At 70.7% G+C, this 23,046-nt stretch carries 21 protein-coding genes, 2 tRNA genes and 1 other RNA gene; 9 read left to right on the top strand and 15 right to left on the bottom strand.

What is annotated here, in order from left to right; genetic code table 11:
- Positions 1-66 precede the first annotated feature (66 nt).
- From hutI to hutH, 5 genes are read right to left on the bottom strand one after another with little or no spacing between them, the layout of a single operon-like run.
- Positions 67-1,212, bottom strand: a complete 1,146-nt coding sequence (hutI, locus tag AB0M83_RS25135) for an imidazolonepropionase (RefSeq protein WP_364520770.1) — start codon at positions 1,210-1,212, stop codon at positions 67-69.
- A complete protein-coding gene (locus AB0M83_RS25130) occupies positions 1,200-2,555 on the bottom strand; it encodes a formimidoylglutamate deiminase (protein ID WP_364520769.1) in 1,356 nt (451 codons plus the stop codon). Before AB0M83_RS25130 ends, hutI begins: the two co-directional genes overlap by 13 nt.
- The gene (locus AB0M83_RS25125; RefSeq protein WP_364520768.1) at positions 2,552-3,748 is read right to left on the bottom strand and encodes an allantoate amidohydrolase; all 1,197 of its coding nucleotides are present in this window, start codon (positions 3,746-3,748) and stop codon (positions 2,552-2,554) included. The genes AB0M83_RS25130 and AB0M83_RS25125 overlap by 4 nt, the downstream gene beginning before the upstream one ends.
- Positions 3,745-5,397, bottom strand: a complete 1,653-nt coding sequence (gene hutU / locus AB0M83_RS25120) for a urocanate hydratase (protein WP_364520767.1) — start codon at positions 5,395-5,397, stop codon at positions 3,745-3,747. Before hutU ends, AB0M83_RS25125 begins: the two co-directional genes overlap by 4 nt.
- A 2-nt stretch (positions 5,398-5,399) precedes the next feature.
- Complete coding sequence (gene hutH, locus AB0M83_RS25115; protein ID WP_364520765.1) at positions 5,400-6,926, bottom strand: histidine ammonia-lyase; 1,527 nt, start codon at positions 6,924-6,926, stop codon at positions 5,400-5,402.
- A gap of 192 nt (positions 6,927-7,118) precedes the next feature.
- Between hutH and AB0M83_RS25110 the strand changes: the two genes are divergently transcribed.
- The 3 genes from AB0M83_RS25110 (at position 7,119) to AB0M83_RS25100 (ending at position 10,594) form a co-directional block, all read left to right on the top strand.
- Entirely contained in the window at positions 7,119-7,901 is a 783-nt protein-coding gene (locus tag AB0M83_RS25110) for an IclR family transcriptional regulator (RefSeq protein WP_364520764.1), read from the top strand.
- A 97-nt stretch (positions 7,902-7,998) separates the two neighbouring features.
- Positions 7,999-9,216, top strand: a complete 1,218-nt coding sequence (locus tag AB0M83_RS25105; RefSeq protein WP_364520763.1) for an MFS transporter — start codon at positions 7,999-8,001, stop codon at positions 9,214-9,216.
- A gap of 181 nt (positions 9,217-9,397) precedes the next feature.
- Positions 9,398-10,594, top strand: coding sequence for a GGDEF domain-containing protein (locus AB0M83_RS25100; RefSeq protein ID WP_364520762.1), 1,197 nt, complete (start codon positions 9,398-9,400; stop codon positions 10,592-10,594).
- Here AB0M83_RS25100 and AB0M83_RS25095 read toward each other — a convergent pair whose 3' ends face one another.
- Positions 10,595-10,804: a hypothetical protein gene (locus AB0M83_RS25095; RefSeq protein ID WP_364520761.1), complete on the bottom strand. Its 210-nt coding sequence runs from the start codon at positions 10,802-10,804 to the stop codon at positions 10,595-10,597.
- A 1,164-nt stretch (positions 10,805-11,968) separates the two neighbouring features.
- Positions 11,969-12,337: a transfer-messenger RNA gene (gene ssrA, locus AB0M83_RS25090) on the bottom strand.
- A 159-nt stretch (positions 12,338-12,496) separates the two neighbouring features.
- Here ssrA and AB0M83_RS25085 point away from each other — a divergent pair.
- From AB0M83_RS25085 to AB0M83_RS25065, 5 genes are all read left to right on the top strand, one after another.
- Positions 12,497-13,171 carry a sensor domain-containing protein gene (locus AB0M83_RS25085; protein WP_364520760.1) on the top strand — a complete coding sequence of 225 codons (675 nt, stop codon included), beginning with the start codon at positions 12,497-12,499 and terminating at the stop codon, positions 13,169-13,171.
- Complete coding sequence (locus AB0M83_RS25080; RefSeq protein WP_364520759.1) at positions 13,168-14,298, top strand: sensor histidine kinase; 1,131 nt, start codon at positions 13,168-13,170, stop codon at positions 14,296-14,298. Before AB0M83_RS25085 ends, AB0M83_RS25080 begins: the two co-directional genes overlap by 4 nt.
- A gap of 39 nt (positions 14,299-14,337) precedes the next feature.
- Positions 14,338-14,979 (top strand): response regulator transcription factor, encoded by a 642-nt coding sequence (locus tag AB0M83_RS25075; RefSeq protein ID WP_284749430.1) that lies wholly within the window; start codon positions 14,338-14,340, stop codon positions 14,977-14,979.
- Between the two features lie 117 nt (positions 14,980-15,096).
- Complete coding sequence (locus tag AB0M83_RS25070) at positions 15,097-15,321, top strand: hypothetical protein (protein WP_364520758.1); 225 nt, start codon at positions 15,097-15,099, stop codon at positions 15,319-15,321.
- Positions 15,322-15,414: 93 nt separating this feature from the next.
- The gene (locus tag AB0M83_RS25065) at positions 15,415-16,737 is read left to right on the top strand and encodes an acyltransferase (protein WP_364520757.1); all 1,323 of its coding nucleotides are present in this window, start codon (positions 15,415-15,417) and stop codon (positions 16,735-16,737) included.
- On the opposite strand, the gene AB0M83_RS25060 is transcribed toward AB0M83_RS25065, so the two are convergent.
- The 7 genes from AB0M83_RS25060 to AB0M83_RS25030 form a co-directional block, all read right to left on the bottom strand.
- On the bottom strand, positions 16,727-17,623 hold the full coding sequence (locus tag AB0M83_RS25060) for an amidohydrolase family protein (protein ID WP_364520756.1): 897 nt from the start codon (positions 17,621-17,623) through the stop codon (positions 16,727-16,729). The genes AB0M83_RS25065 and AB0M83_RS25060 overlap by 11 nt on opposite strands.
- Entirely contained in the window at positions 17,620-18,102 is a 483-nt protein-coding gene (gene smpB / locus AB0M83_RS25055; RefSeq protein WP_013223156.1) for an SsrA-binding protein SmpB, read from the bottom strand. Before smpB ends, AB0M83_RS25060 begins: the two co-directional genes overlap by 4 nt.
- 46 nt (positions 18,103-18,148) lie before the next feature.
- A complete protein-coding gene (gene ftsX / locus AB0M83_RS25050) occupies positions 18,149-19,042 on the bottom strand; it encodes a permease-like cell division protein FtsX (protein WP_364520755.1) in 894 nt (297 codons plus the stop codon).
- 54 nt (positions 19,043-19,096) lie between these two features.
- Positions 19,097-19,786 carry a cell division ATP-binding protein FtsE gene (gene ftsE / locus AB0M83_RS25045; RefSeq protein WP_364520754.1) on the bottom strand — a complete coding sequence of 230 codons (690 nt, stop codon included), beginning with the start codon at positions 19,784-19,786 and terminating at the stop codon, positions 19,097-19,099.
- A 111-nt stretch (positions 19,787-19,897) separates the two neighbouring features.
- Positions 19,898-21,001, bottom strand: coding sequence for a peptide chain release factor 2 (prfB, locus tag AB0M83_RS25040; protein WP_364520753.1), 1,104 nt, complete (start codon positions 20,999-21,001; stop codon positions 19,898-19,900).
- Positions 21,002-21,064: 63 nt separating this feature from the next.
- Positions 21,065-21,565, bottom strand: a complete 501-nt coding sequence (locus tag AB0M83_RS25035) for a helix-turn-helix transcriptional regulator (RefSeq protein ID WP_155544585.1) — start codon at positions 21,563-21,565, stop codon at positions 21,065-21,067.
- A gap of 379 nt (positions 21,566-21,944) precedes the next feature.
- A tRNA-Met gene (locus AB0M83_RS25030) sits at positions 21,945-22,021 on the bottom strand.
- A gap of 275 nt (positions 22,022-22,296) precedes the next feature.
- Here AB0M83_RS25030 and AB0M83_RS25025 point away from each other — a divergent pair.
- Positions 22,297-22,647: an FAD-dependent monooxygenase gene (locus AB0M83_RS25025; protein WP_364520752.1), complete on the top strand. Its 351-nt coding sequence runs from the start codon at positions 22,297-22,299 to the stop codon at positions 22,645-22,647.
- A gap of 279 nt (positions 22,648-22,926) precedes the next feature.
- Here AB0M83_RS25025 and AB0M83_RS25020 read toward each other — a convergent pair.
- Positions 22,927-23,000: transfer RNA gene (locus AB0M83_RS25020), tRNA-Met, on the bottom strand.
- Positions 23,001-23,046 lie beyond the last annotated feature (46 nt).

Here is a 23,046-nt window from a genome sequence, read left to right as displayed (position 1 = left end):
AGCCTGCTGGTGCCGCCCGGACTAACCCATACCGGACTGTGTCTTCGCGCGTCCTCGCGCCCGACGTTAGCGCACCGGAACTCCGGCGCGCCACACCGATTTCGTGAGCGGCACCCCGGGCCGGTAGGCCAGGTGCGTCACCGAAGGCGCGTCGAGGACATGGACGTCCGCCCGCGCGCCGGGCCGCAGCACGCCGACGTCGTCGCGGCGCAACGCCTTCGCCCCGCCCGCCGTCGCCGCCCAGACCGCTTCCTCGACCGTCATGCGCATCTGCAGCACCGCCGTCGCGACGCAGAACGCCATCGACGTCGTGTACGAGCTGCCCGGGTTCGCGTTGCTCGCCAGCGCCACGGTCGCGCCCGCGTCGAGCAGCCGGCGCGCCGGCGCCAGGGCCTGGCGGGTCGACAAGTCGCACGCCGGCAGCAAAGTCGCCACCGTGCCGGAAGCGGCCAGTGCCTCGACGTCGGCGTCCGAAAGGTACGTGCAGTGGTCGACGCTCGCGGCGCCGAGCTCCACCGCCAGCCGCACGCCCGGGCCTTCGCCGAGCTGGTTGCCGTGCACGCGCAGACCGAGCCCGCGCCCGGCCGCGGCCTTCAGGACCCGCGACGACTGCGCCTCGTCGAACGCGCCGGTCTCGCAGAAGACGTCCGCCCACCGCACGCTCCCCGCGACGGCGTCGAGCATCTCGCCGCACACCAGGTCCACATAGGACTCCGCGTCGGCGCCCGGCGGCACGAGGTGCGCACCGAGGAACGTGACCTCGTCGGCCACCTCCGCGGCGATCCGGGCGCTCCGGGCCTCGTCCGCGACCGTCAGGCCGTAGCCCGTCTTGGTCTCCAGGCAGGTCGTCCCCTGCCGAGCCGCCTCGTCGACGTGGTGACGCAGGTTCGCCGCCAGCTGCTCGTCGGACGCCTCCCGCGTCGCGCCGACCGTGATCGCGATTCCGCCCGCCGTGTAGGGCTTTCCGGCCATCCGCGCCTCGAACTCGGCGGTGCGGTCGCCGGCGAAGACGAGGTGCGTGTGGCTGTCGACCCAGCCGGGCAGCACCGCGCGGCCGCCGACGTCGACGCGCTCGTCCGCGTCCGGGGCGTTGGCCGCCGGCCCCACCCAGGCGACCTTCGTGTCGTTGATGACCAGGGCCGCGTCGGTCAGGCGACCCAGCTCGGGATCGTTCGTCGTCAGCTCGCCGATGCCCGTGATCAGGATTGCCACAGCGTCTCGATCTCCTTCGCCAGCACGGTTTCCGGCCGTTCGATGAGCAGGTGCGATCCGTCGCGCACGACTTCACGGCCCGCGACGACGACGTGCCGGACGTCGGCCCCGGACGCCGCGAACAGGACCCCGGACGGCTCGATCCCGGCCGTCCGGACCGAGTCCAGGCCGACCGTGACGAAGTCCGCGCCCCGGCCGACGGCGAGCGCACCGACCTCGGGCCAGCCGATCGCGGAGTGGTCGGTGCCCGCTTCGAGGAGTTCTTCGGCGGTGAACCGGCCGCGCTCCTCGCTGGCCAGCCGGTCGTCCAGCTCCAGCGCCCGCGTCTCCTCGAAGGCGTCGACGACGGCGTTGGAGTCACTGCCGATGCTCAGCCGCACCCCGGCATCGCGCAGCGCGCGGGCCGGGCCGATGCCGTCGCCGAGGTCGCGTTCGGTCGTCGGGCAGAAGCACGCCCCGACCCGGAACTCGCCGAGCCACCGCACGTCCCGGTCGGTGAGGTGGGTCGCGTGGACGACGGTGAGCCGTTCGCCGAGTACGCCGTTGTCCCACAGCAGCCCGGTCGGGGTCCACCCGGTGGCCGCTTCGCACTGCTCGTTCTCGGCTCGCTGCTCGGACAGGTGGATGTGCAGCGGCCGGGTTTCCGGCACGGCGTTGTCCACTTCGGACAGTTCGTCTTCGGGGACAGCGCGCACGGAGTGGATCGCGCCGCCGACCCGGAACAGGCCATCTTCCTCGAGCGCGGCCACGCGCGAAGCCCACGCGTCGGCCGAGCCGTCGGAAAACCGCCGCTGGACCTCGTCCGGCTCGACGCCAATGCCGCCCGCGAGGTAACACGTGTCCAGGAGCGTCAGCCGGATCCCGGCGTCCGCCGCGGCCTGGCGCAGCGCCTCCCCCATCGCGTTCGGGTCGGCGTACGGCTTCCCGCCGGGGGCGTGGTGCAGGTAGTGGAACTCGCCGACACTCGTGTACCCGCCGAGCACCATCTCGGCGTAGACCCCGCGTGCCAAGCGGTAGTACGTGTCGGGGTCGAGCCGCGCGGCCAGCGAGTACATCCGCTCGCGCCACGTCCAGAAGGTGCCGCGCTCGTGATGCGTCCGGCCGCGCAACGCCCGGTGGAACGCGTGCGAGTGACCGTTCGCGAACCCGGGCAAAGTCAGTCCACTCAGGACGTTTCCGGCGCGTGGCGAGTCCGGCACGACAGCGGCGATCCGCCCGTCCGAGACCTCGATCCGCACTCCGCGGGCGATCCCGCCGGGCAGCCAGGCCTGTTCGCACCAGAAAACTGTCGGTGCCGAGCGATAGGCTGGAAACGGGGGGCGCCCCCGCGGGTTGAGCGTCATCGCGACAGCCGCTCCAGCACGGTGGCCAGCGCCGCGGCACCAGCTTCGACGTCGCCGGCCTCGGCGAACTCCTCCGGCGAGTGGCTGATCCCGGTCGGGTTGCGCACGTAGAGCATCCCGGCCGGGACGAACCCCGCCAGGATGGCTGCGTCGTGGCCGGCGCCGGTCGGCAGCTCCGGCGGCCCGCCGAGCCAGCCGCCGAGGTCATGCCGAAGGGCGTCGTCGAAGACGACATCGCCGGAATAGGACTCGCGCGTCACTTCGACCCGGCAGCCTTCCTCCTCCGCCGCGTCCGATGCCGCCCGGCTGATCTCGGCGACCAGCCCCGGCGTGCCTTGGCCGGGCACCCGCGCGTCCAGCCACAGGTCCACAGTGGACGCGATGACGTTGGTCCCACCGGGTGTCGGCACGAGCCGGCCGACGGTCGCCCGCGCGTCCGGCACACCCGAGGCGAGCCGCCGGACGGCGGTGACGGTCGCGGCGGCGGGCAGCATCGGGTCGGCACGGTCGGCCAGCAGCGTCGCGCCGGCGTGGTTGCCCTGTCCCGCGAAGGAGAACCGCCACCGGCCGTGCGCGATCACCGTGCTCCCGACGGCGACCGGCGCACCGAGGTCGATCAGCCCGCGCCCCTGCTCGACGTGCAGTTCGACGAACCGGCCGATCCGGTCGAGCCGCTCCGGGTCCGGTCCCATTCGAGCGGGATCGAAGCCGGCCTTCGCGGCCGCCTCGGCGAACGTGACCCCGTCGGCGTCCCGCAGGCCGCGCGCCTTGTCGACGTCGATCGTGCCGGTGAGCAGCCGCGAGCCGAGGCACGGGACACCGAAGCGGCCGCCCTCCTCCTCGGCGAACACCACGACGGCGAGCGGCTTGCGCGGCCGGAACCCCTTGGCTCGCAAGGATTCCACGGCGGCGAGTGCGCTCGCGACCCCGAGCGGGCCGTCGAACGCGCCCCCGCCGGGCACCGAATCGAGGTGGCTGCCGGTGACGACGGCGCCCCGCCCCGGCGGGCCCCACCAGGCCCAGATGTTGCCGTTGCGGTCGGTCTCGACGTCGAGTTCGAGGCCCAGCGCGCGCTCGACGAACCACGCGCGCAGGTCCTGTTCCGGCCCGTCGAACGCGTGCCGCGAGTAGCCGCCGCGCTTCGGGTCGCGTCCGACGTCGCCGATCTCGGCGAGGAAACCGGAAGCACTCACGCGTTGTCTCGCATCGGCACGCGCACCCCGCGCTCGTCGGCGACTTCGGCCGCGCGGTCGTAGCCGGCGTCGACGTGCCGGATGACGCCCATGCCGGGGTCGTTGGTCAGCACGCGCTCCAGCTTCTGCGCGGCCAGCGGCGTCCCGTCGGCGACGCTGACCTGCCCGGCGTGGATGGACCGGCCCATGCCGACGCCGCCGCCGTGGTGGATCGACACCCAGCTCGCACCCGAAGACGTGTTGACCAGGGCGTTGAGCAGCGGCCAGTCGGCGATCGCGTCGGAGCCGTCGGCCATTCCCTCGGTTTCGCGGTACGGCGAGGCGACGCTGCCGGAGTCGAGGTGGTCGCGCCCGATGACGACCGGCGCCTTCAGCTCGCCGCTGGCGACCATCTCGTTGAACCGCAGCCCGGCCAGGTGGCGTTCGCCGTAGCCGAGCCAGCAGATCCGGGCCGGCAGTCCCTGGAAGGCCACGCGCTCGCCGGCGAGCTTGATCCAGCGGGCGAGGGATTCGTTCTCGGGGAACAATTCCAGCATCGCGCGGTCGGTCGCGGCGATGTCCTCGGGGTCGCCCGAGAGCGCGGCCCAGCGGAACGGGCCGTTGCCCTCGCAGAAGAGCGGCCGGATGTAGGCGGGCACGAAGCCGGGGAAGTCGAACGCGCGCTCGCAGCCGCCGAGCTTCGCCTCGCCCCGCAGGGAGTTGCCGTAGTCGAAGACCTCGGCGCCCTTGTCGAGGAAGCCGAGCATGGCGTCGACGTGGTCGGCCATCGACTCGCGCGAGCGGTCGGTGAACTCGTCGGGCTTCTTGGCCGCGTAGTCGTGCCAGTCCTCGACGCTGACGCCCTTGGGCAGGTACGAAAGCGGGTCGTGCGCGGACGTCTGGTCGGTGACGATGTCGACCTCGACGTCGCGGCGCAGCAGTTCCGGCAGCACCTCGGCGGCATTGCCGACGACACCCACGGACAGCGGCCGCTTCTCCTGCTTGGCCTTGGTGACGCGGGCGATCGCGTCGTCGAGGTTGTCCGCGACCTCGTCGAGGTAGCGCGTCTCGACGCGGCGGTGCGCGCGCTGCGGGTCGCACTCGATGACCAGGGCGACGCCGTCGTTCATGGTGACGGCGAGGGGCTGCGCGCCGCCCATGCCGCCGAGGCCGGCGGTCACGGTGAGCGTGCCCTTCAGGGACCCGCCGAACTTCTTCTTCGCGACCGCGGCGAACGTTTCGTACGTGCCCTGGAGGATGCCCTGGGTGCCGATGTAGATCCACGAACCCGCGGTCATCTGGCCGTACATGGTCAGGCCCTGCTGCTCGAGGCGGCGGAACTCCGGCCAGGTCGCCCAGTCGCCGACCAGGTTCGAGTTGGCGATGAGCACGCGCGGCGCCCATTCGTGCGTGCGGAACACGCCGACCGGCTTGCCGGACTGCACGAGCAGCGTCTCGTCGACGTCCAAAGTGGTCAGTTCGCGGGTGATGGCGTCGAAGCTGGCCCAGTTGCGGGCGGCCTTGCCGGTGCCGCCGTAGACGACGAGGTCCTCGGGCCGCTCGGCGACGTCGGGGTCGAGGTTGTTGTGGAACATCCGCAGCGCGGCTTCGGTCTGCCACGACTTGGCGGTGAGCTGGGTGCCGCGGGCGGCACGGACTACGCGGGACATTCTCAGACCTCCAGGCGGGCGGCGTCGAGGACGGCGCCGGAGCGGACGAGTTCTTCGGCGGCCGCGATCTCGGGCGCCAGGTGCCGGTCGGGGCCGGGGCCCGCGACCTTCGTGCGGAGCAGGTCCCGGACGCGGCCGGTGACCGGAGACGGCTCGAGCGGCGCCCGGAAGTCCAGCGCGCGGGCCGCCGTCAGCAGCTCGATGGCCAGGACGGTGGTCAGGCCGTCGACGGCCTTGCGCAGCTTCCGCGCGGCCGACCAGCCCATGGAGACGTGGTCCTCCTGCATGGCGCTGCTCGGGATCGAGTCGACGGACGCGGGCACGGCGAGCCGCTTGAGCTCGCTGACGATCGCGGCCTGCGTGTACTGCGCGATCATGTGGCCGGAGTCGACACCGGGGTCGTCGGCGAGGAACGGCGGCAGGCCGTGGGAGCGCGCCTTGTCGAGCATCCGGTCGGTGCGGCGCTCAGCGATGCTGGCGACGTCGGCGACCGGGATGGCCAGGAAGTCCAGCACGTACGCGACGGGCGCGCCGTGGAAGTTGCCGTTGGACTCGACGCGGCCGTCGGCGAGGACGACGGGATTGTCCACAGCGGACATCAGCTCGCGGTCGCCGACGAGCTCGGCGTGCGCGAGGCTGTCGCGTGCGGCGCCGTGGACCTGCGGGGCGCAGCGGAGCGAGTAGGCGTCCTGGACGCGGTTGCAGTCCGGGCCGCGGTGGCTCTCGACGATCTTCGAGCCCTGCAGCGCCTGCCACATCCTCGCGGCGGATTTTGCCTGGCCGGGGTGCGGGCGCAGCGCCTGGAGGTCAGCGGCGAAGGCGCGATCGGTGCCGAGCAGCGCCTCGACGCTCATCGCGGCGGTGAGGTCCGCGATGTCGAACAGCCGGTGCAGGTCGGCGGCGGCGAGCAGGAGCATGCCGAGCATGCCGTCGGTGCCGTTGGTGAGGGCGAGGCCCTCCTTCTCGGCGAGGACGACCGGCTCGATGCCGGCTTGCTTCAGCGCTTCTTCGGCCGGTTTGGTGACGCCGTTGTGGACGACTTCGCCTTCACCCATCATCGCGAGCGCGACGGCGGCGAGGGGCGCGAGGTCACCGGAGCAGCCGAGGGAGCCGAACTCGTGGACGATCGGGGTGATGCCGGCGTTGAGCAGGGCCGCAAGCGTTTGCGCGGTGCCCGGGCGGACGCCGGTGTAGCCGCTGGCGAGGGTCCGCAGGCGCAGCAGCATCAGGCCGCGCACGACCTCGGTTTCGACGGCGGGCCCGGCCCCGGCGGCGTGCGAGCGGATCAGGCTGCGCTGCAGCGCGGTCCGGCTTTCGACGGGGATGTGACGGGTGGCGAGCGCGCCGAAGCCGGTCGAGACGCCGTAGGTGGGCGTGACGGCGTGGGCGAGGTTCTCGATGTGCTGGCGGGTGGCGGCGAGGTTCTTCTCGGCCGCGTCCGTGAGCCCGACGGGCGCGTGGCCGCGGACGACGTCGACGACCTGGGCGGCGGTCAGCGGTTCCGGGCCCAGGAGCACTTTTTCCGGCATGGGCTCATTGCACCCCTTCGGAACCGCTGGTGGAGTGCCCCACCGAGTGGTTCTGTCTGATATCCCAGACTCCGGAGCTACCCTGGCCCCGAGCGCCCCAATGTGGCCTTCGGTGCGTCAGACGCACCCAAGGCGGCCTTCGGTGCGTGAGACGCAACCAAGGCCGCCTTGGGGCGCTTGAGGAGGTGAGCCGTGGGCGAGAGCAGCGAGGTTCCGGCGCTGCGCCGCGGCTTGGCGGTGCTGCGCCTGCTGGCGACCCGTCCAGGCCCGGTGACCGCGTCGGCGATCGCGCGCGAAGCAGGGCTCCCCCGCTCGACGACCTATCACCTGCTCAGCGAGCTCGAAGCGGCCGGTTTCGTCGTGCACCTGCCCGCGGAACGCCGCTACGGACTGGGCATCGCCGCGTTCGAACTCGGCTCGGCGTACCTGCGCCACGACCCTCTGGAACGCCTGGCCGGGCCGTTGCTGCGCAAGCTCGTCGACCGCGCCGGCCACACCGCGCACCTGGGTGTCTTGCACGGCAACGAGTCCCTGTACCTGATCAAGGAGCGCCCGGCCCGCCCGGAGACGCTGGTGACCGAGGTCGGCGTCCGGCTGCCGGCCCAGCTGACGGCGTCCGGCCGCGCGATCCTGCGCCACCTGCCGGCACCGCACGTCCGGGCGTTGTTCCCGTCGGCGTCGGCGTTCGTGCTCCGCACCGGCCGCGGGCCGCGCACCCTGGCCGAGCTGCGCCGGACGTTGACGGCGGAGCGCCGCCTCGGCTGGTCGGTCGAGGACGGCCACGTCACGCAGGGGTTCGCCTCGGTGGCAGCCCCGGTCTTCGACCACGGCGCCCGCCCCCTGGCGGCGATCAGCGTGACCTTGCGCCACCACTGCACGGCGGAACCGTGCCCGGAGACGTGGCCGGACCTGGCAGCCGAAGTAGCCGCGACGGCGGCCGAGCTGACCAGCCGCATCGGCGGCCACCCGGGCTGACGCGCTGCTGCGATCGGGGCAACTGTCACCGAACGGCTCGATTCCACTCCGCTGGGTTATTACCGTGGCTGAACAGCGGTCTTGAGGGGCACCGGCGATGGATGACGCACGGTCGACGAGGGTGGGGTTCGGCGCGGTCCTCGGCGTCGCCGAGTTCCGGGCGATGTGGTTCGCCGAGCTGCTGTCCGTCTGCGGTGACCAGCTCGCCCGCGTCGCGCTCGCGGTCCTCGTCTACCAGCGCACCAGCTCGGCGGCGCTGACCGGCCTCACCTACGCCCTGACCTACGTGCCGTCGCTGCTCGGCGGGATCCTGCTCGCCGGGGCGGGCGATCGGTGGCCGCGCCGGGACGTCATGGTCGTGGCCGATCTGGCCCGGGCCGCGCTGGTCGGCGTCATCGCGATCCCCGGTGTCCCGCTGTGGGTGCTGTGCGTGCTGGTCGCGGTGATGACGGCGCTCGGCGGGCCGTTCAAGGCGGCGCAGCAGGCGCTGCTGCCCTCGGTGCTCGAAGGCGAGCGCTACCTGGTCGGGATGGCCCTGCGGAACGTGACGATCCAGGGCGCGCAGCTGGCCGGGTTCGCCGGGGGCGGGCTGCTGATCGCCGCGCTCGCGCCGTCCGCGGCCCTGGCGCTGGACGCGGTGACGTTCCTGCTCTCGGCAATCTTCCTGGTCACTGGCGTACGACGGCGCGCGGCGGTCGCGCAGGCGGTCCGGCCGGCCTGGCTCTCGACGACCTCGGCGGGGATCCGGCTGATCTGGCGTGACCCGGCGTTGCGGACGCTGGTGGCGCTGAACTGGCTGGCCGGGTTCTACGTCGTGCCGGAGGCGCTGGCCGCGCCGTACGCGGCCGGGATCGGGGCGGGCGCGGCACTGGTGGGGCTGCTCATGGCAGCGGACCCGGCGGGCAGCGTGCTCGGCGGTGTCGTGTTCGGCAAGTGGGTCCCGGAACGCGCGCAGGTCCGTGTGCTGGGCTGGCTCGGGATCGCCGCGGGGTTACCGCTGGTCGTGTTCGTCTTCCGGCCGGGTCTGGTGCCGTCGGTGGTGCTGCTGGCGGCGTCCGGGCTGCTGGCCACGGGCTACAACATCCAGGGCACGGTGTCGTTCATGCGGCGGGTGCCGGACGAGCACCGCGCGCAGTGCGCCGGCGTGAACTCGGCGGGGCTGATCACCGTGCAGGGCGTCGGTGCGGCCGCGGCGGGCGCGCTGGCCGACGTGCTGGGCCCGGCGCACACCATCGCCGCGGCCGGGGCGGCGGGTGCCGCGGTGGCCGTGCCGATCGCGAGGGCGTGGCGCCGGGTCGGGCTGGAGGGACCATGACCTCAGTTGTCGCGTCCGCACATGGCGCGCCTCCCTTCGGCTCTTCGGGCCGGACCGGCTCCGTCACCGGCCGGACACCATGAGTATGCAGACCGGCGCCGGAGCCCCGCGCGGTATATCCCGCTTTCGTGACGTCCTCGTGGCTCCACGGGGCTGGGCGCTGTGGCGTCAGGGTCCGAGGGTGGTCGTCTACTGCCTGCTGAGCGAAGCGGTGGCGGTGGTCCTCACCTTGCGCCCGTTCCCGGTCGCCGTCGACCGCCGGACGCTGCTGATCCTGGTGGTGCTGCTGGTGCTGGGCGTGGTCCAGTCGGAGACGGGCCGCCGGGTCGAGCGCATCCGCCGCCGGGTGTCGGGGACGCCGCACATCAACATGACGTCGGTGTGGACGTTCGCCGGCGTCCTGCTGCTGCCGCCGGTGCTGCTGGCGGTGCTGGTCTGCGGGTTGTACGCGCACCTGGCGATCCGCAGCTGGTACCGCCTGCAGCGGGTGCCGGTGTCGAGGACGGTCAGCAACGCGGCCATCATCCTGCTCTCGTGCTACGCGGCCCAGGCCGTCCTGCGGCTCTCAGGCGCGCCGGACGTGCGCTCGGCGTTCACGCACGGCTGGGCCGGAACGTTCGCGATCGCGGCGGCCGGAGCGACGTTCTTCGTGGTCAACGCCCTGCTGGTGCTCCCGGCTCGCCGCGAGGTCGGCCGCACACCGGAGGCGTTGTTCGGCACGTGGTCGGACAACGGCCTGGAGGTGGCGACGCTCTGCCTGGGCGCGCTGAACGCGGTGACGCTGGCGATGCTGCCGGGTCTGGTGGTGCTGGTGCTCCCGCCGTTGCTGCTGTTGCACCGGACGGTGCTGGTGAAGCAGCTGGAGGTGGCGGCCCACCGCGACGAGAAGACGGGGTTGTACAACACGAGCGGCTGGCACGCGCTGGCGGAGCGCACCCTGGCTGCGGCCGCGCGCCAGCACTCGACGTTCGGCTTGCTGATGCTGGACCTCGACCACTTCAAGCAGGTCAACGACACCTACGGCCACCTGGCGGGCGACGCGGTGTTGCGAGCGGTGGCGGAGGCGATCATCTCAGCGGTCCGCGGCCGCGGCGACGCGGTAGGACGCTTCGGCGGCGAAGAGTTCGTGGTGCTGCTGCCGGGCATCGCCCACCCGGACATCGGAGCGGTGGCAGAGCGCATCCGCCGGGCCATCGCGGCCCTGACGGTCCCGGCGGGCCAGCTGTCGATAACGGGCCTGTCGACCTCGATCGGCATGGCGGTCTACCCGAAGGCAGGGACCTCCCTGCAGCGTCTGTTGGACGCGGCGGATACGGCGCTGTACCACGCGAAGGCCACGGGTCGTAACAAGGTGGTCCACGTAGCGGACCTGGTGTGATCAGGCGATCTTGTGCCGTCGCCCGGCATCGAGCCCGAGCATGGCAAGAAGCTCGGTGCAGTCAGTGACGTTGGAGGAGTGCCCGGCCACGGTGATGACGGCCCGATCGTTCTGTTCGGCGAGCCTCACGGCCTCCTCGGCCCGGATAACGCCCATCCGGCTGTCTTCATCATTGGCGGTCGAGCTGCCGTTGGAACGGGCCCAGGTCATCTGGCCACCTACTTCCGACTCCACGGGTGCGGAGCCATGGTCGGGTCCTAAGCATGACACTCACAAAAACTTCACCCACAAGTGGGCCCCATCACAAGCCCCTGAACACGGCGTGTGGCGTGGGTTAGGGGCTGTCCGCTCGGGTGGGCTAAAGGGATGGAGTAGCAGGTAGACGGATAGTTGGTTATGGGGCCGGGCCGAGTTCGGAGGGAGGGAGGGAGGGGGCTGGAGCGGTAGCCGGCGCTGCTGGCCGGGGGCATGCGGGAGGTGGGGCGGCGAGGGTGGATGGTCGGCTCGCGTACCCCGGCGGTCGGCTCGCGTATCCCGGCGGTCGGCTCGCGTACCTGGCGGGTCGGCTCGCGTACCCCGGCGGGCCGACCCGCGCACCCAGACCGTCGGCTCGCGTATCCCAGCGGTCGGCTCGCGTACCTGGCGGGTCGGCTCGCGTACCCCGGCGGGCCGCTTGCGTACCTGGCGGGTCGAGTCGCGTACCCAGACCGTCGGCTCGCGTATCTGGTGAGTCGGCTCGCGCACCCAGACGGTCGGCTCTCGCACCCAGACCGTCGACTCGCGCACCTGGCGGGTCGGCTCGCGTACCCAGACGGTCGGCTTGCGTACCCGGACCGTCGGCTCGCGCACCTGGCGGGTCCCGTAGCCCTTCCGGCACCCCGAAGCCCTGATTGTGACTACGGCCGACAGCACCGCGTCAAGGCGGGAAAGCGTGCCTTGACCCGGCACTGCCGGCCGTGTTCTGGCTTCGGATCGGGGTGCGGGGGAGTCTGGGTCCGCGTCGGTGCGTGTACGCGCGTCCACTTGCCTACGGGCACGCAAAAAGCAGCGGCGCGGGCTGTGGCGAGGCGCCAGCCGGAGCCGAAAGGGGGCGAGGGGCGAAGCCCCCGAAGAGAGGGCGCAGCCCGAAAGGCAGGGCCCGGGCGAAGCCCCGGGGGACGGGGGCAAGGGGCGAAGCCCCAAAGGCGGGGTCCAGGGGGCGAAGCCCCCGGAAAGAGGGCGAAGCCCGAAAAGCAGGGTCCCGGGGCGAAGCCCCCGGGGAGGGGGTCCAGGGGGCGAAGCCTGCCTGGCGGGGGTCTGGGGGTTCGACCCCCAGAGGACATGGACGAAACCGAAGAGAAGGCCCAAGCTCCGAAGGAGCGAGGGCCTTCTCGAAGGTGGAGGTGCCGGGAATTGAACCCGGGTCCTCTGGCGTATCAACAGGGCTTCTCCGTGCGCAGTCCGCTACGTCTCTGCTTGGCTCCCTCAGTCACGCGAACAAGCCGAGGTGACGAGCCCAGCCACTGTTTGCTTCACGACTGTTCCCCGTGGCCGGGACAGTCGCTGAGCCTCCTAGCTGATGCCGGTACCCGGGCCGGAGGCGAACCCGGGCCGACAGAGACGCACTCGCTCAGGCGGCGAGGGCGTACTCGCGCTGACTGGAGTCGGCGCTTATTTGGTTGCGATGACGCTTAACGGTGGTCTCTCGCCTGCACCGGCACGCTTCTCCTGAATCAACGTCCAAAGTCGAAACCGTTCACCCCCTTGGTGGGACACAACCTGTACATCATAACGCGTCGCGCCAGCTCTTTAGTCCCAGGTGGGTAGGGCCAGCCCTACTGCGGGGATGCCCGCGCGCACCATGTCGGCCGGGCGCTCGAACCGCGAGGCTGGGAACCATCGTGGGATGAAGGGAGCCTGGTCATGGGTAGCGAGAGGCGGGATCCGCCGTTCGGTGGGTCGGTGGTGTTCCTGCTGATGAACTTGCCGATGGGAATTGTGGCGTTCACGCTGCTGACGTCGTTCGCGGCGGCCGGGCTGGGGACCGCGGTGGTGTGGGTGGGTGTGGGCCTGCTCGCGCTCTTGGTTTTGGCGGTGCGGGGGGCCGCCCGCCTGGAGCGTGCGCGGGTTTACGCCCTGTTGGACCGGTACATCGATCTTCCGTATCTGCCGTTGCCGGCCGAGGGGCAGAAGAACCGGTGGAAGGGGCGGCTGAAGGACCCGTCGACGTGGCGGGACCTGACCTACTTCTTCCTCCTCTTCCCGCTGGGTGTCATCGAATTCGTGCTGGTGACGACGTTCTGGTCGACGAGCTTGGCGCTGGCCGGGCTGCCGATCTACTTCCGGTGGCTGCCGGACGGCGCGTACTACTTCCCGTCGTACGACGTACGGTGGCTGGCCGTGGATTCGACGGTGGAAGCGCTACCGTGGGCAGCGCTGGGGGTGTTGTTCATCGCGTTGTCGGTGGCGCTGACCAAGGCGCTGGCGGGGGTGCACGCGCGGCTGGCGAACGCGCTGCTGGGGACGACCGTGGCCCAGCGTCGTCGGATGGAGCGCTGGTGGGAAGACGCGGAAGAGAAGAACCTGGTGGCGGGATGACCGAGGCGCGACAGCTGGAGCACCCGCGGCCGAACCCGGCTCGCACGATCGTGTACATGATCGTGAGCTTCTTCTTCCGGATCCTGCAGTTCGTGTTGATCGTGGTCGGGATCGCGGTGGGGGTCGGGACGGCGGTGGTGTGGGTCGGGTTCCCGATCCTGCTGGCGACGACGAGCTTCATCCGGTGGTCGGCGGATCGGGAGCGGGCCTGGCTGGGGTCGATGCTGCGGGTGCCGTTGCCGCCGGTGGAGCGGCGTTCGCAGGAGGGCCTGCCGCTGCTGCGGCGCTGGATGGTGCGGCTGAGCGATCCGACGACGTGGCGTGACCTGGCGTACCTGATGGCGGCGTTCCCGCTGGCGTGTGCGGAGCTGGGGATCGCGATCGCGTCGATCGTGCTGCTGCCGATGGCGATCTGGGTGACGCCGTGGGTGGGCTGGCTCCACGGTGAGCTGGGTCTCGCGTTGCTGGGGCCGGACCGCACATCGCGGCTGGAGCAGAAGGCCGAACGGCTGCAGGCTTCGCGGGCGAGGGGCGTCGACGCGGCCGAAGCCGAGCGGCGCCGCATCGAGCGTGACCTCCACGACGGCGCGCAGCAGCGGCTGGTCGCGGTCGCGATGAGCCTCGGGCGGGCGAAGTCGAAGTTCGACCAGGATCCGAACCTGGTGCGGGAGCTGATCGACGAGGCGCACTCGGACGCGAAGCTGGCCGTGTCGGAGCTGCGGGACCTGGCGCGCGGCATCTACCCGGCGGTGCTGGGCGACCGCGGGCTGGACGCGGCGTTGTCGGCGCAGGCGGCGAAGTCACCGATCCCGGTGGATGTGACGGTGACTGTGGATCCGCGGCCGCCGGCCGCGGTGGAGACGACGGCGTACTTCATCGTCGGCGAGACGCTGACGAACATCGCGAAGCACTCCGGAGCGTCCGAAGCGGAAGTGAAGGTGTGGCGGACCGACGACCACGTCGTCGTCGAGATCACCGACAACGGTCACGGCGGCGCCGAGGTGCGTCCCGGCGGCGGGCTGGCGGGGCTGGCCGACCGCGCCGCGACGATCGACGGCGTGATCACGGTCGTCAGCCCGGCCGGCGGGCCGACCGTGATCCGGGCCGACCTCCCTTGCCAGTGGTGAATAGGCTGGACCCCGTTCATCCACGAGCTTGGGGGCCGGATGCGGGTAGTCATCGCCGAAGACGCCGTGCTGCTGCGGGCCGGGGTGACCCGCCTGCTCGCCGACGAGGGCATCGAGACGGTCGCGGCCGTCGACAACGGCGACGACCTGCTCGGCGCGCTGAAGGAACATCGTCCTGACCTGGCGATCGTCGACGTCCGCATGCCCCCGACGTTCACCGACGAGGGCTTGCGCGCGGCCCTGGCGGCGCGCAAGGAAATCCCGGGGCTGCCGGTGCTGGTGCTCTCGCAGTACGTCGAGGAGTCCTATGCGGTGGAGCTGCTGTCGGGCGGCGCCGGCGGGGTCGGCTACCTGTTGAAGGAGCGGGTGGCGGACGTCGACGAGTTCCTGGACGCGGTCCGCCGCGTGGCCAACGGCGGCACGGCGATCGACCCGGACGTGATCGCCCAGCTGATGGCCCGCGGCCGCCGCAACCCCCTGGACGCGTTGACCGCCCGCGAGTCCGAGGTGCTGGGGCTGATGGCCCAGGGCCTGTCGAACACGGCGATCGCGAACTCCCTGGTGGTCTCGCACGGCGCGGTGGAGAAGCACATCGGCAACATCTTCTCGAAGCTCGGCCTCGAGGCGAGCGCGGAGGAACACCGGCGGGTGCGGGCGGTGCTGACCTATCTGGGCCGCTGATCCGACGGACGGTGACCAAAAGTCCCGTAAAGTGGACATAGGGTCACCCGTTCCGCGGGCGGCACCCCCCACACCGCTCACTTACCATGAGCGGACCCGCCGGAGAGGAGCCCGCAGATGCCCGACGAGTCACGCTGCGTCCGCTTCTTCGGCGGCCCGCTCGACGGCCGCGTCCAGGAGCTCGGGGACGCCGAACCCGTGCCCGGCACCGTCATCCGGCACATCCACCTGCACGGCGGCCCGAAGATCGAAACCCGCTACGAGCTCGGCCTCACCGAGCACGGCTGGGAGTACCGCGTCACAGCGACGCAGCACGAACCCGAGCCCGACGGCCTGAGGTAGGGAGAACCCCCGCATCGACCGGGGGTGAACAGCACCCCGAAGACGCCGGTCAGCACCGCTGTTCCCGCAGGTCGAACCGGCCAGGCTTAGCGCATGCAGACAAGCCAGGGGGTCGCACGGGGCGGCCGGGACAGGTTTCTCGACGTCGTCCGGGCGGGGGCCATCCTCGCCGTCATCGCCCAGCACTGGGTCATGCCGGTGCTCTCCTACTCCGGCGGCACCCTCGCCACCGGCAACGCGCTCGCGACACCCGGCTGGTGGGTGGTCACCTGGCTGTCGCAGGTCATGCCGTTGGTCTTCTTCGCCGGCGGCGCGGCCAACCTGATCTCCTACCGCCGCGCGAAGTCGACGCGCGAGTGGCTCGGCGCGCGGCTCAAGCGGCTGATGCTGCCGGTGCTGCCGCTGATGGCCGTCTGGCTCGTCATGCCGGACTTCCTGCGCGGCCTCGGCATCCCGCCGCAGCCGGTGCAGGTCGCCAGTGCGATCGCCGCGCAGCTGCTGTGGTTCCTCGCGGTCTACGTCCTGGTCGTGCTCCTCACGCCGCTGATGGTCGCGGCGCACCGGCGCTGGGGCCTGAAGGTTCCGCTGGTCATGGGGGTCGCCGGTGTCCTCGTCGACGTCGCGCGCTTCAACGACCTCGGCTACGTCGGGTACGCCAACGCGATCTTCGTCTGGGTCGCCGTCCACCAGCTCGGCTTCCACTACGTCGAAGGCCGGCTCGGTTCGCTCACCCGCCGCGCGGCGCTCGGCTTGTCGGCCGCCGGCTTCGGTATCACCGCGGCGCTGGTCGCCTTCGGCCCGTACCCGGCCAGCATGATCGGCATGCCGGGCGCGCCCGTGTCGAACATGAGCCCGCCGACCGTGCTGCTCGCCTTCCTCGCCGTGGGCCAGATCGGCCTGCTGCTCGCCTTCCGCCCGCAGCTCAACGCGCTCGCCGAACGTCCCGGCGTCGGGCACGCGCTCGGCTGGCTCGGCGCGCGGTTCATGAGCGTCTACCTCTGGCACATGCCGGCGCTGATCGTGGTGGCGGGCGTGACGGTCTACGGCCTCGGCTACGAGACGCCCGAGCCGGGCACGCTGCTCTGGCTCGTCATGGCACCCGCGTGGTTCGCGGTGTGCGGGCTGGTGCTGCTGGGCCTGCTGCGGCTGTTCTCGCACTTCGAGATGCAGCGCGACACCGCCGCGATCACCGCGCGGGTACCGCAGCTGGTCGTCGCCGGGCTGATGATCTCCGGTGGTCTGCTCGGCCTGGCCGCGCACGGGTTCGCGCCGCTCTCGGACGGGATCGCGCACGGCCCGGTGCCGTGGCTGGTCCTCGCGGTCGCCGGGTTCCTCCTGGCGGGCAAGCAGGTTCCGGTGATCGACCTGCTGGGCCGCGCGGTCGCCGTGAGCGAACGGACCGCCGTCAGGCGGTGAGCAGCCGCAGCGGGGTGTCGTGCAGGACGGCCCGCAGGAAGGGCTCCCCCAGGCGATCGTCGGCTGCCCAGCCGGCGATCGCCTGCAGCTGCGTCGCGTAGGAGTACGGGATGTTCGGGAAGTCGGTGCCGAGCACGACGCGGTCGGCGACGTCCGCCAGCCGCGCGGTCCAGTCCGGCGGCAACGGCGACATCCGCTCGGCGAACGGGACCCCGACCATCGTCGTGTCCAGGTGCACGCGCGGGTACTTCGCCAGCAGGTCGAACGCCGTCCCGAACTCGGGCATCGCCGCGTGCGCGAGCACCGCCGTCAGCTTCGGGTACCGCGCCAGGACCTCTTCGAAGACCGACAACCCGGTGAAGTCGCCCCGCAACGGACCGTGTCCACAGTGGACGACGACGGGGACGCCCGCGTCGGCCAGCGCACCCCACACCGGGTTCAGCAGCTCGTCACGCGGGTCGTACGCGCCCACCTGCACGTGCGCCTTGAACACCCGGGCGCCGGCGCGCAACGCACCGTCCACAGCGGACCCGGCGCCGGGCTCGGGGTAGAACGTCCCGGTCGGCACCGCCTCCGGAACCCGCGCCGCGAACTCGAGCGCCCACTCGGTCAGCCACTGCGCCATGCCCGGCTTGTGCGGGTAGACGAGCGGCGCGAAGCGGCGGACACCCAGCGAGCGCAGGGTGTCCAGCCGCTCCTCTTCGGACGTCCGGTAGTGCACCGGCCAGTCGGTGCCGTAGTGCGTCGAGGCCCGGTCGAAGTACGCCCAGACCTTGTCCATCACCGGTTTCGGCAGGAAGTGGACGTGCAGGTCGACCAGGCCCGGCAGGCCCAGCGACGCCGTCCACCGAGCAACATCACCGTCATCCGCCGGGCCGGCCGTCACTCCGTGAACCGGCCCTTCAGCGCGCGGCCCATGGCCTTCCTGATGTCGCGGTCCGCGTCGCGCTTGGCGAGCGTCTGCCGCTTGTCGTAGGCCTTCTTGCCCTGGGCCAGCGCGATCTCGACCTTGACCTTGCCGTCCTTGAAGTACATCGACAGCGGGACCAGGGAGAGCCCGCTCTCCTTGGTCTTGCCGATGAGCTTCTCGATCTCACGCCGGTGCAGCAGCAGCTTCCGGGTCCGCCGCGGCATGTGGTTGGTCCACGTGCCCTGCGTGTACTCCGGGATGTGCACGTTGCGCAGCCACACTTCGCCGTCGTCGACCGTCGCGAACGCGTCCGCCAGGGACGCCTTGCCCTCGCGCAGGCTCTTCACCTCGGTGCCGACGAGCACGAGACCGCACTCGTAGGTGTCGAGGATGGAGTAATCGTGCCGCGCCTTGCGGTTCGACACGATCACCTTCTGGCCACGTTCCTTGGGCATACGACCACTCTACGTGATTCTCGAAACGACGAGCAGCTGGTTAAAACTAGTGCCGGACGTACAGCCGCAGCGTGACGTAGCCGGTGATGGCGGAGATCACCACGGACACCCCGAGCAGGATCGGCGCCACCGGGAACAGCAGCTCCAGCATGGTGATCTTCGGGAACACGTCCCCGGTGAACACCGAGTCGAGGAACCCGGCCTTGGTGATGATCAGCATGATGATCCCGAGGACCGCACCGACCGCGCCGGCGACCACCGCCTCCAAGAGGAACGGCAGCTGCGTGTACCACCGCGTCGCGCCGACCAGCCGCATGATGCCGACCTCGGTGCGGCGGGTGAACGCGGACACCTGGATCGTGTTGGCGATCAGCAGCAGTGCCGCGATGGCCATGATGAGCGCGGCGCCGAACGCCATGTTCCGGACACCGTTGAAGGCGTTGAAGACGCGGTCCAGGAACTTCTTCTGGTCGTCGACCTTCCGCACGCCCGGCTTCGTGCCGTACTCCTGCACGATCGACTCGCTGCGGTCCGGGTCCTTCAGCTTCACGTGCAGCGACGCGGGCAGCGACTCCGGCCCGGTCAGCTGGATGAGCTCCGGCTGGCTCTCGAAGATCTTCTTGAACCGGTCGAAGGCCTGGTCGCGGTTCTCGAACACGACCGACTCGACACCGTCGTTGCTCTGCAAGGACGTGCGCAGCGACTGGCACAGCGACTGCGTGCAGTTCTTGTCGGTCGCGCTGATGTCGTCGGTGAGGTAGACCGAAACCTCGACGTCGGCGAGGAAGTTGGACTTCATCTTGTCGATCGTTCGCACGGCCAGGAGGCCGCCGCCGAGCATGGCGAGCGACACGGCCGTGGTCAGCATCATCGCGATGGTCATCGTGATGTTGCGGCGCAGGCCGGTGATGACCTCGCTGAAGACGAAACTGGCGCGCATGTCGGGGTCTGGTCCTTGAGGTCGGGGGCGTTGGCGGGGCGGGGAGTGCCGGGGTCAGCGACCGATGCCGTAGACGCCGCGGGCGTCGTCGCGGATGACCCGGCCGAGCTGCAGCTCGACGACGCGGCGCCGCATCGAGTCCACGATGCCGTGGTCGTGGGTCGCCATCAGCACGGTCGTGCCGGTGCGGTTGATCCGCTCCAGCAGCAGCATGATGTCCTGGCTGGTGTCGGGGTCCAGGTTCCCGGTCGGCTCGTCGGCGAGCAGCACCAGCGGCCGGTTGACGAACGCGCGCGCGATCGCGACGCGCTGCTGCTCACCACCGGAGAGCTCGTTGGGCAGCCGGTCGGCCTTGCCGTCGAGGCCGACGAGCTCGAGCACCTCGGGCACGACCTTCTTGATGGTCGGGGCGGGCTTGCCGATGACCTCGAGGGCGAACGCGACGTTCTCGGCGACGGTCTTGTTGGCCAGCAGGCGGAAGTCCTGGAACACGCAGCCGATGGTCTGCCGCAGGCGGGGGACGCGGCGGCGGGCCAGCTTGACGACGTCGAAGTTCGACACCATCACGCGGCCCTTGCTCGGCGTCTCTTCGCGCAGCAGAAGCCGGAGGAAGGTCGACTTCCCCGATCCCGAGGGACCGATCAGGAAGACGAACTCACCCTTTTCGATGTTGACGGACACCCGCTCGAGCGCGGGCCGCGTCGAGGTCTTGTAGACCTTGGAAACCTCTTCGAGCCGGATCACGATTCGGCATACTACCCACCGGTCTCGTGAAGCCCCGGTTGCCCGGTCCACCCGGGTGGAGCAAAGGGTGTTTGCGCACGGTGAGCGGTCGCGCGAACACCCCCTGCACCGTTAAACGGCGGCCGACTGCTTCCGCCAGCGGATGCCGGCGTCGAGGAAGCCGTCGATGTCGCCGTCGAGCACCGCGGACGGGTTGCCGACCTCGAACTCGGTCCGGAGGTCCTTGACCATCTGGTAGGGGTGCAGCACGTAGGAGCGCATCTGGTTGCCCCAGCTGGAGCCGCCGTCCTTGAGCGCGTCCATCTCGGCGCGCTCCTCTTCCTTCTTCCGCAGCATCAGCCGGGCCTGGAGGACCTTGAGCGCGGCCGCCTTGTTCTGCAGCTGCGACTTCTCGTTCTGGCAGGAGACGACGATGCCGGTCGGCAGGTGCGTGATGCGCACCGCGGAGTCGGTCGTGTTGACGCTCTGTCCACCCGGGCCGGACGACCGGTAGACGTCGACGCGGATGTCCTTCTCCGCGATGTCGACGTGGTCGACCTCTTCGACCTCGGGCAGCACCTCGACGTGCGCGAACGACGTCTGGCGGCGGCTCTGGTTGTCGAACGGCGAAATCCGGACGAGCCGGTGCGTGCCCTGTTCGACGGAGAGGGTGCCGTAGACGTAGGGGGCGGTGACCTTGAACGTCGCCGACTTGATGCCCGCCTCTTCGGCGTAGGAGATGTCGTAGACGTCGGTCGGGTAGCCGTGGCGTTCCGCCCACCGCAGGTACATGCGGAGCAGCATCTCGGCGAAGTCGGCCGCGTCGACGCCGCCGGCCTCGGAGCGGATGGTGACGACGGCGTTGCGGTCGTCGTACTCGCCCGAGAGCAGGGTGCGGACCTCGAGGCCGTCGATGGCCTTGCCGAGGTCGGCGAGCTCACCTTCGGCCTCACTCATGCTGCCGGCGTCACCCTCGGCCTCGGCGAGCTCGTACAGCACGCCGAGGTCGTCGAGCCGCTGGCGCAGCTCACTGACCCGGCGCAGCTCACCCTGCCGGTGGGACAGCTGGCTCGTCACCTTCTGCGCCGCCTCCGGGTCGTCCCAGAGGGTGGGGCTCGATGCCTGCTCTTCCAGGTCGGCCACCTGGGCGCGCAACGCGTCGAGGTCCATCACCGACTCGATCTGCGTCAGCTTGCCGGTCAGGTCCTTCAGTGCCGCGTCGAACTCATCACTCACGTTTGTCAAGGTTACGGCAAAACCCACGACCGGTCGCGAGGGCCGGTCGTGGGCGCGCGAACCTCAGGCCGCGGGGATGGCGTCGAGCAGCTTGAGCGCGGCCTTGGCCTGAGCCTGGGCGAACTCGGCGACGGCCTTTTCGTAGGGCCCGTCGGCCGCCTTGGTGGCCGCCTTCGCGTCGTCGAGCTGCTGGCTGTAGCTCGTCCGGGCCGAGTCGAGCAGCACCTGGCGCTGCTTCGCGGTCAGCGACGCCGCGTGCACGAGCCGCAGGATGAGCGGGCTGCGCAGGTGGTCGGGACCGGCCTCGGACGTCAGCCAGGCCTTGAAGGCCTTCTTGCCGGCGGCGGTGATCAGGTACTGCTGGCTGGAGCGCGGGCCCTGCTTGCCGAGCCGGACGAGACCTTCTTTGGACAGCGCCGGGAGCTCCCGGTACACCTGGCTGCGGGTGACGCTGAAGAAGGCGCCGAATCGCTCACCCGCTCCCGCGACGAGCTGCCCGCCGGTGGCGGGACCGTCGTGGAGCAGACCGAGCAGGGCGGCGGCTGTTGCATTCAATTCGGACACGTCCCCTAGATTCCCACTTATCGGCCGCTGTGTCCACAGTGGTCAGCAGATCTGTCCATTGTGGCTAGACAGATCCCCTCGTTCGGCCCAATGCGACCAGGTCCACTGTGGACCCCGGATACGCTGCGCAACCACCGGGGCGGCACTTTGGTCCAACCAGCCGCACGAGAGCCGTCCCGGCGCCGCCAGGCAGGTGAGTCCGGCGGGCGGTTCTCCCCGCTTGGCCGACTCCGGACACGCACCGCAACCGCGGGGAAACGGGGTTCACATCGTGGGATCCGCAGTGATTCGACGGTTTCACGGAAAAGTCGGCAGTGAAACTCGTGCGAACATGACAAAAGAGGCGCGTTCCCGAATTTTCCGGGAACGCGCCTCTTCGTGGTAGCGGGGACAGGATTTGAACCTGCGACCTCTGGGTTATGAGCCCAGCGAGCTACCGAGCTGCTCCACCCCGCGCCGTTGTGGTACTTGAATAGATTACACGGGGTGGCGACCGGCTTTTCACCGGGGTACCTGAACTCGCTGACCAGGCGTTACTCCACCCCGAGCCACTGTCGTGCTCCACTGAGGACCATCTGCGGGCCGTCCTCGAACCGGGGCCGACGTCGGCAAGGAGGCCCCCGCGTCCCCGACGTAGGTGCCGGCGAAGACCTTCCCGCCGTCGCGATAGGACGGCGTCATCCGTCGCAGGGCCCACGCGCCGTGCGTGACGGCCTCCCAGCGCTTGGCAATTGAACGATGCTAAGGAACTGGGGGAACCAGTCACGTCGAGCGACCCCCTGGGCGAGCCGAACCAGGACCGCCTCAGCTACGGCGACCGGCTGAACCGCCCGGCCGACCTCCGGGCCGAGGTGCCGGAGGAGGAGGTCCGCACAGCCGTGCGCGAACGGTTCGGCGAGGAGGCGGAGATCAACGAGATCCGCTGGAACCCGCGGTTCCCAGACGACAGCCGCCTGGCGGCGAGGTACCGGGTGGGCCGAGTCCTCCTGGCGGGCATCCCGGAGGTCCAGCGCTCCTGCATTTCAAGCTGGGCAACGGCTTCGCCGGCGACTCGTTCCACAGTGGAAAGTTCATCCTGCTGACGAAAACCCCGGCATTCCCACCCCACACAGAGGTAGTCGTAGCCAAGGTCCCCGAACTCCCCTGGCCCGACCTGACGCGAGTCCTGATCCGCCCCGACGGCTACGTGGCAACACAACAGGCTCAACAGAAGGCTGGCTGACAAGCTAACGCAACCAAGCGCCAGGGGGGTCCAGGGGCGGCGAAGCCCCCTTGGCGGGGGTCTGGGGGTTCGACCCCCAGGGGGAAATGCGAAGGAGGCGCGGCCGGCGATTTCCGCCGACACACGCCTCCCACATCCGTAGCGGGGACAGGATTTGAACCTGCGACCTCTGGGTTATGAGCCCAGCGAGCTACCGAGCTGCTCCACCCCGCGTCGTAGTACCTACCTTACGCCACCCTTTCCTGGCGGTGCAAAGCAG

This window comes from Amycolatopsis sp. NPDC051106, assembly GCF_040682775.1.
Classification (GTDB): Bacteria; Actinomycetota; Actinomycetes; order Mycobacteriales; family Pseudonocardiaceae; genus Amycolatopsis.
The sequence above is the reverse complement of the archived record's forward strand: the minus strand, read 5'-3'. Positions and strand labels throughout refer to the sequence as shown.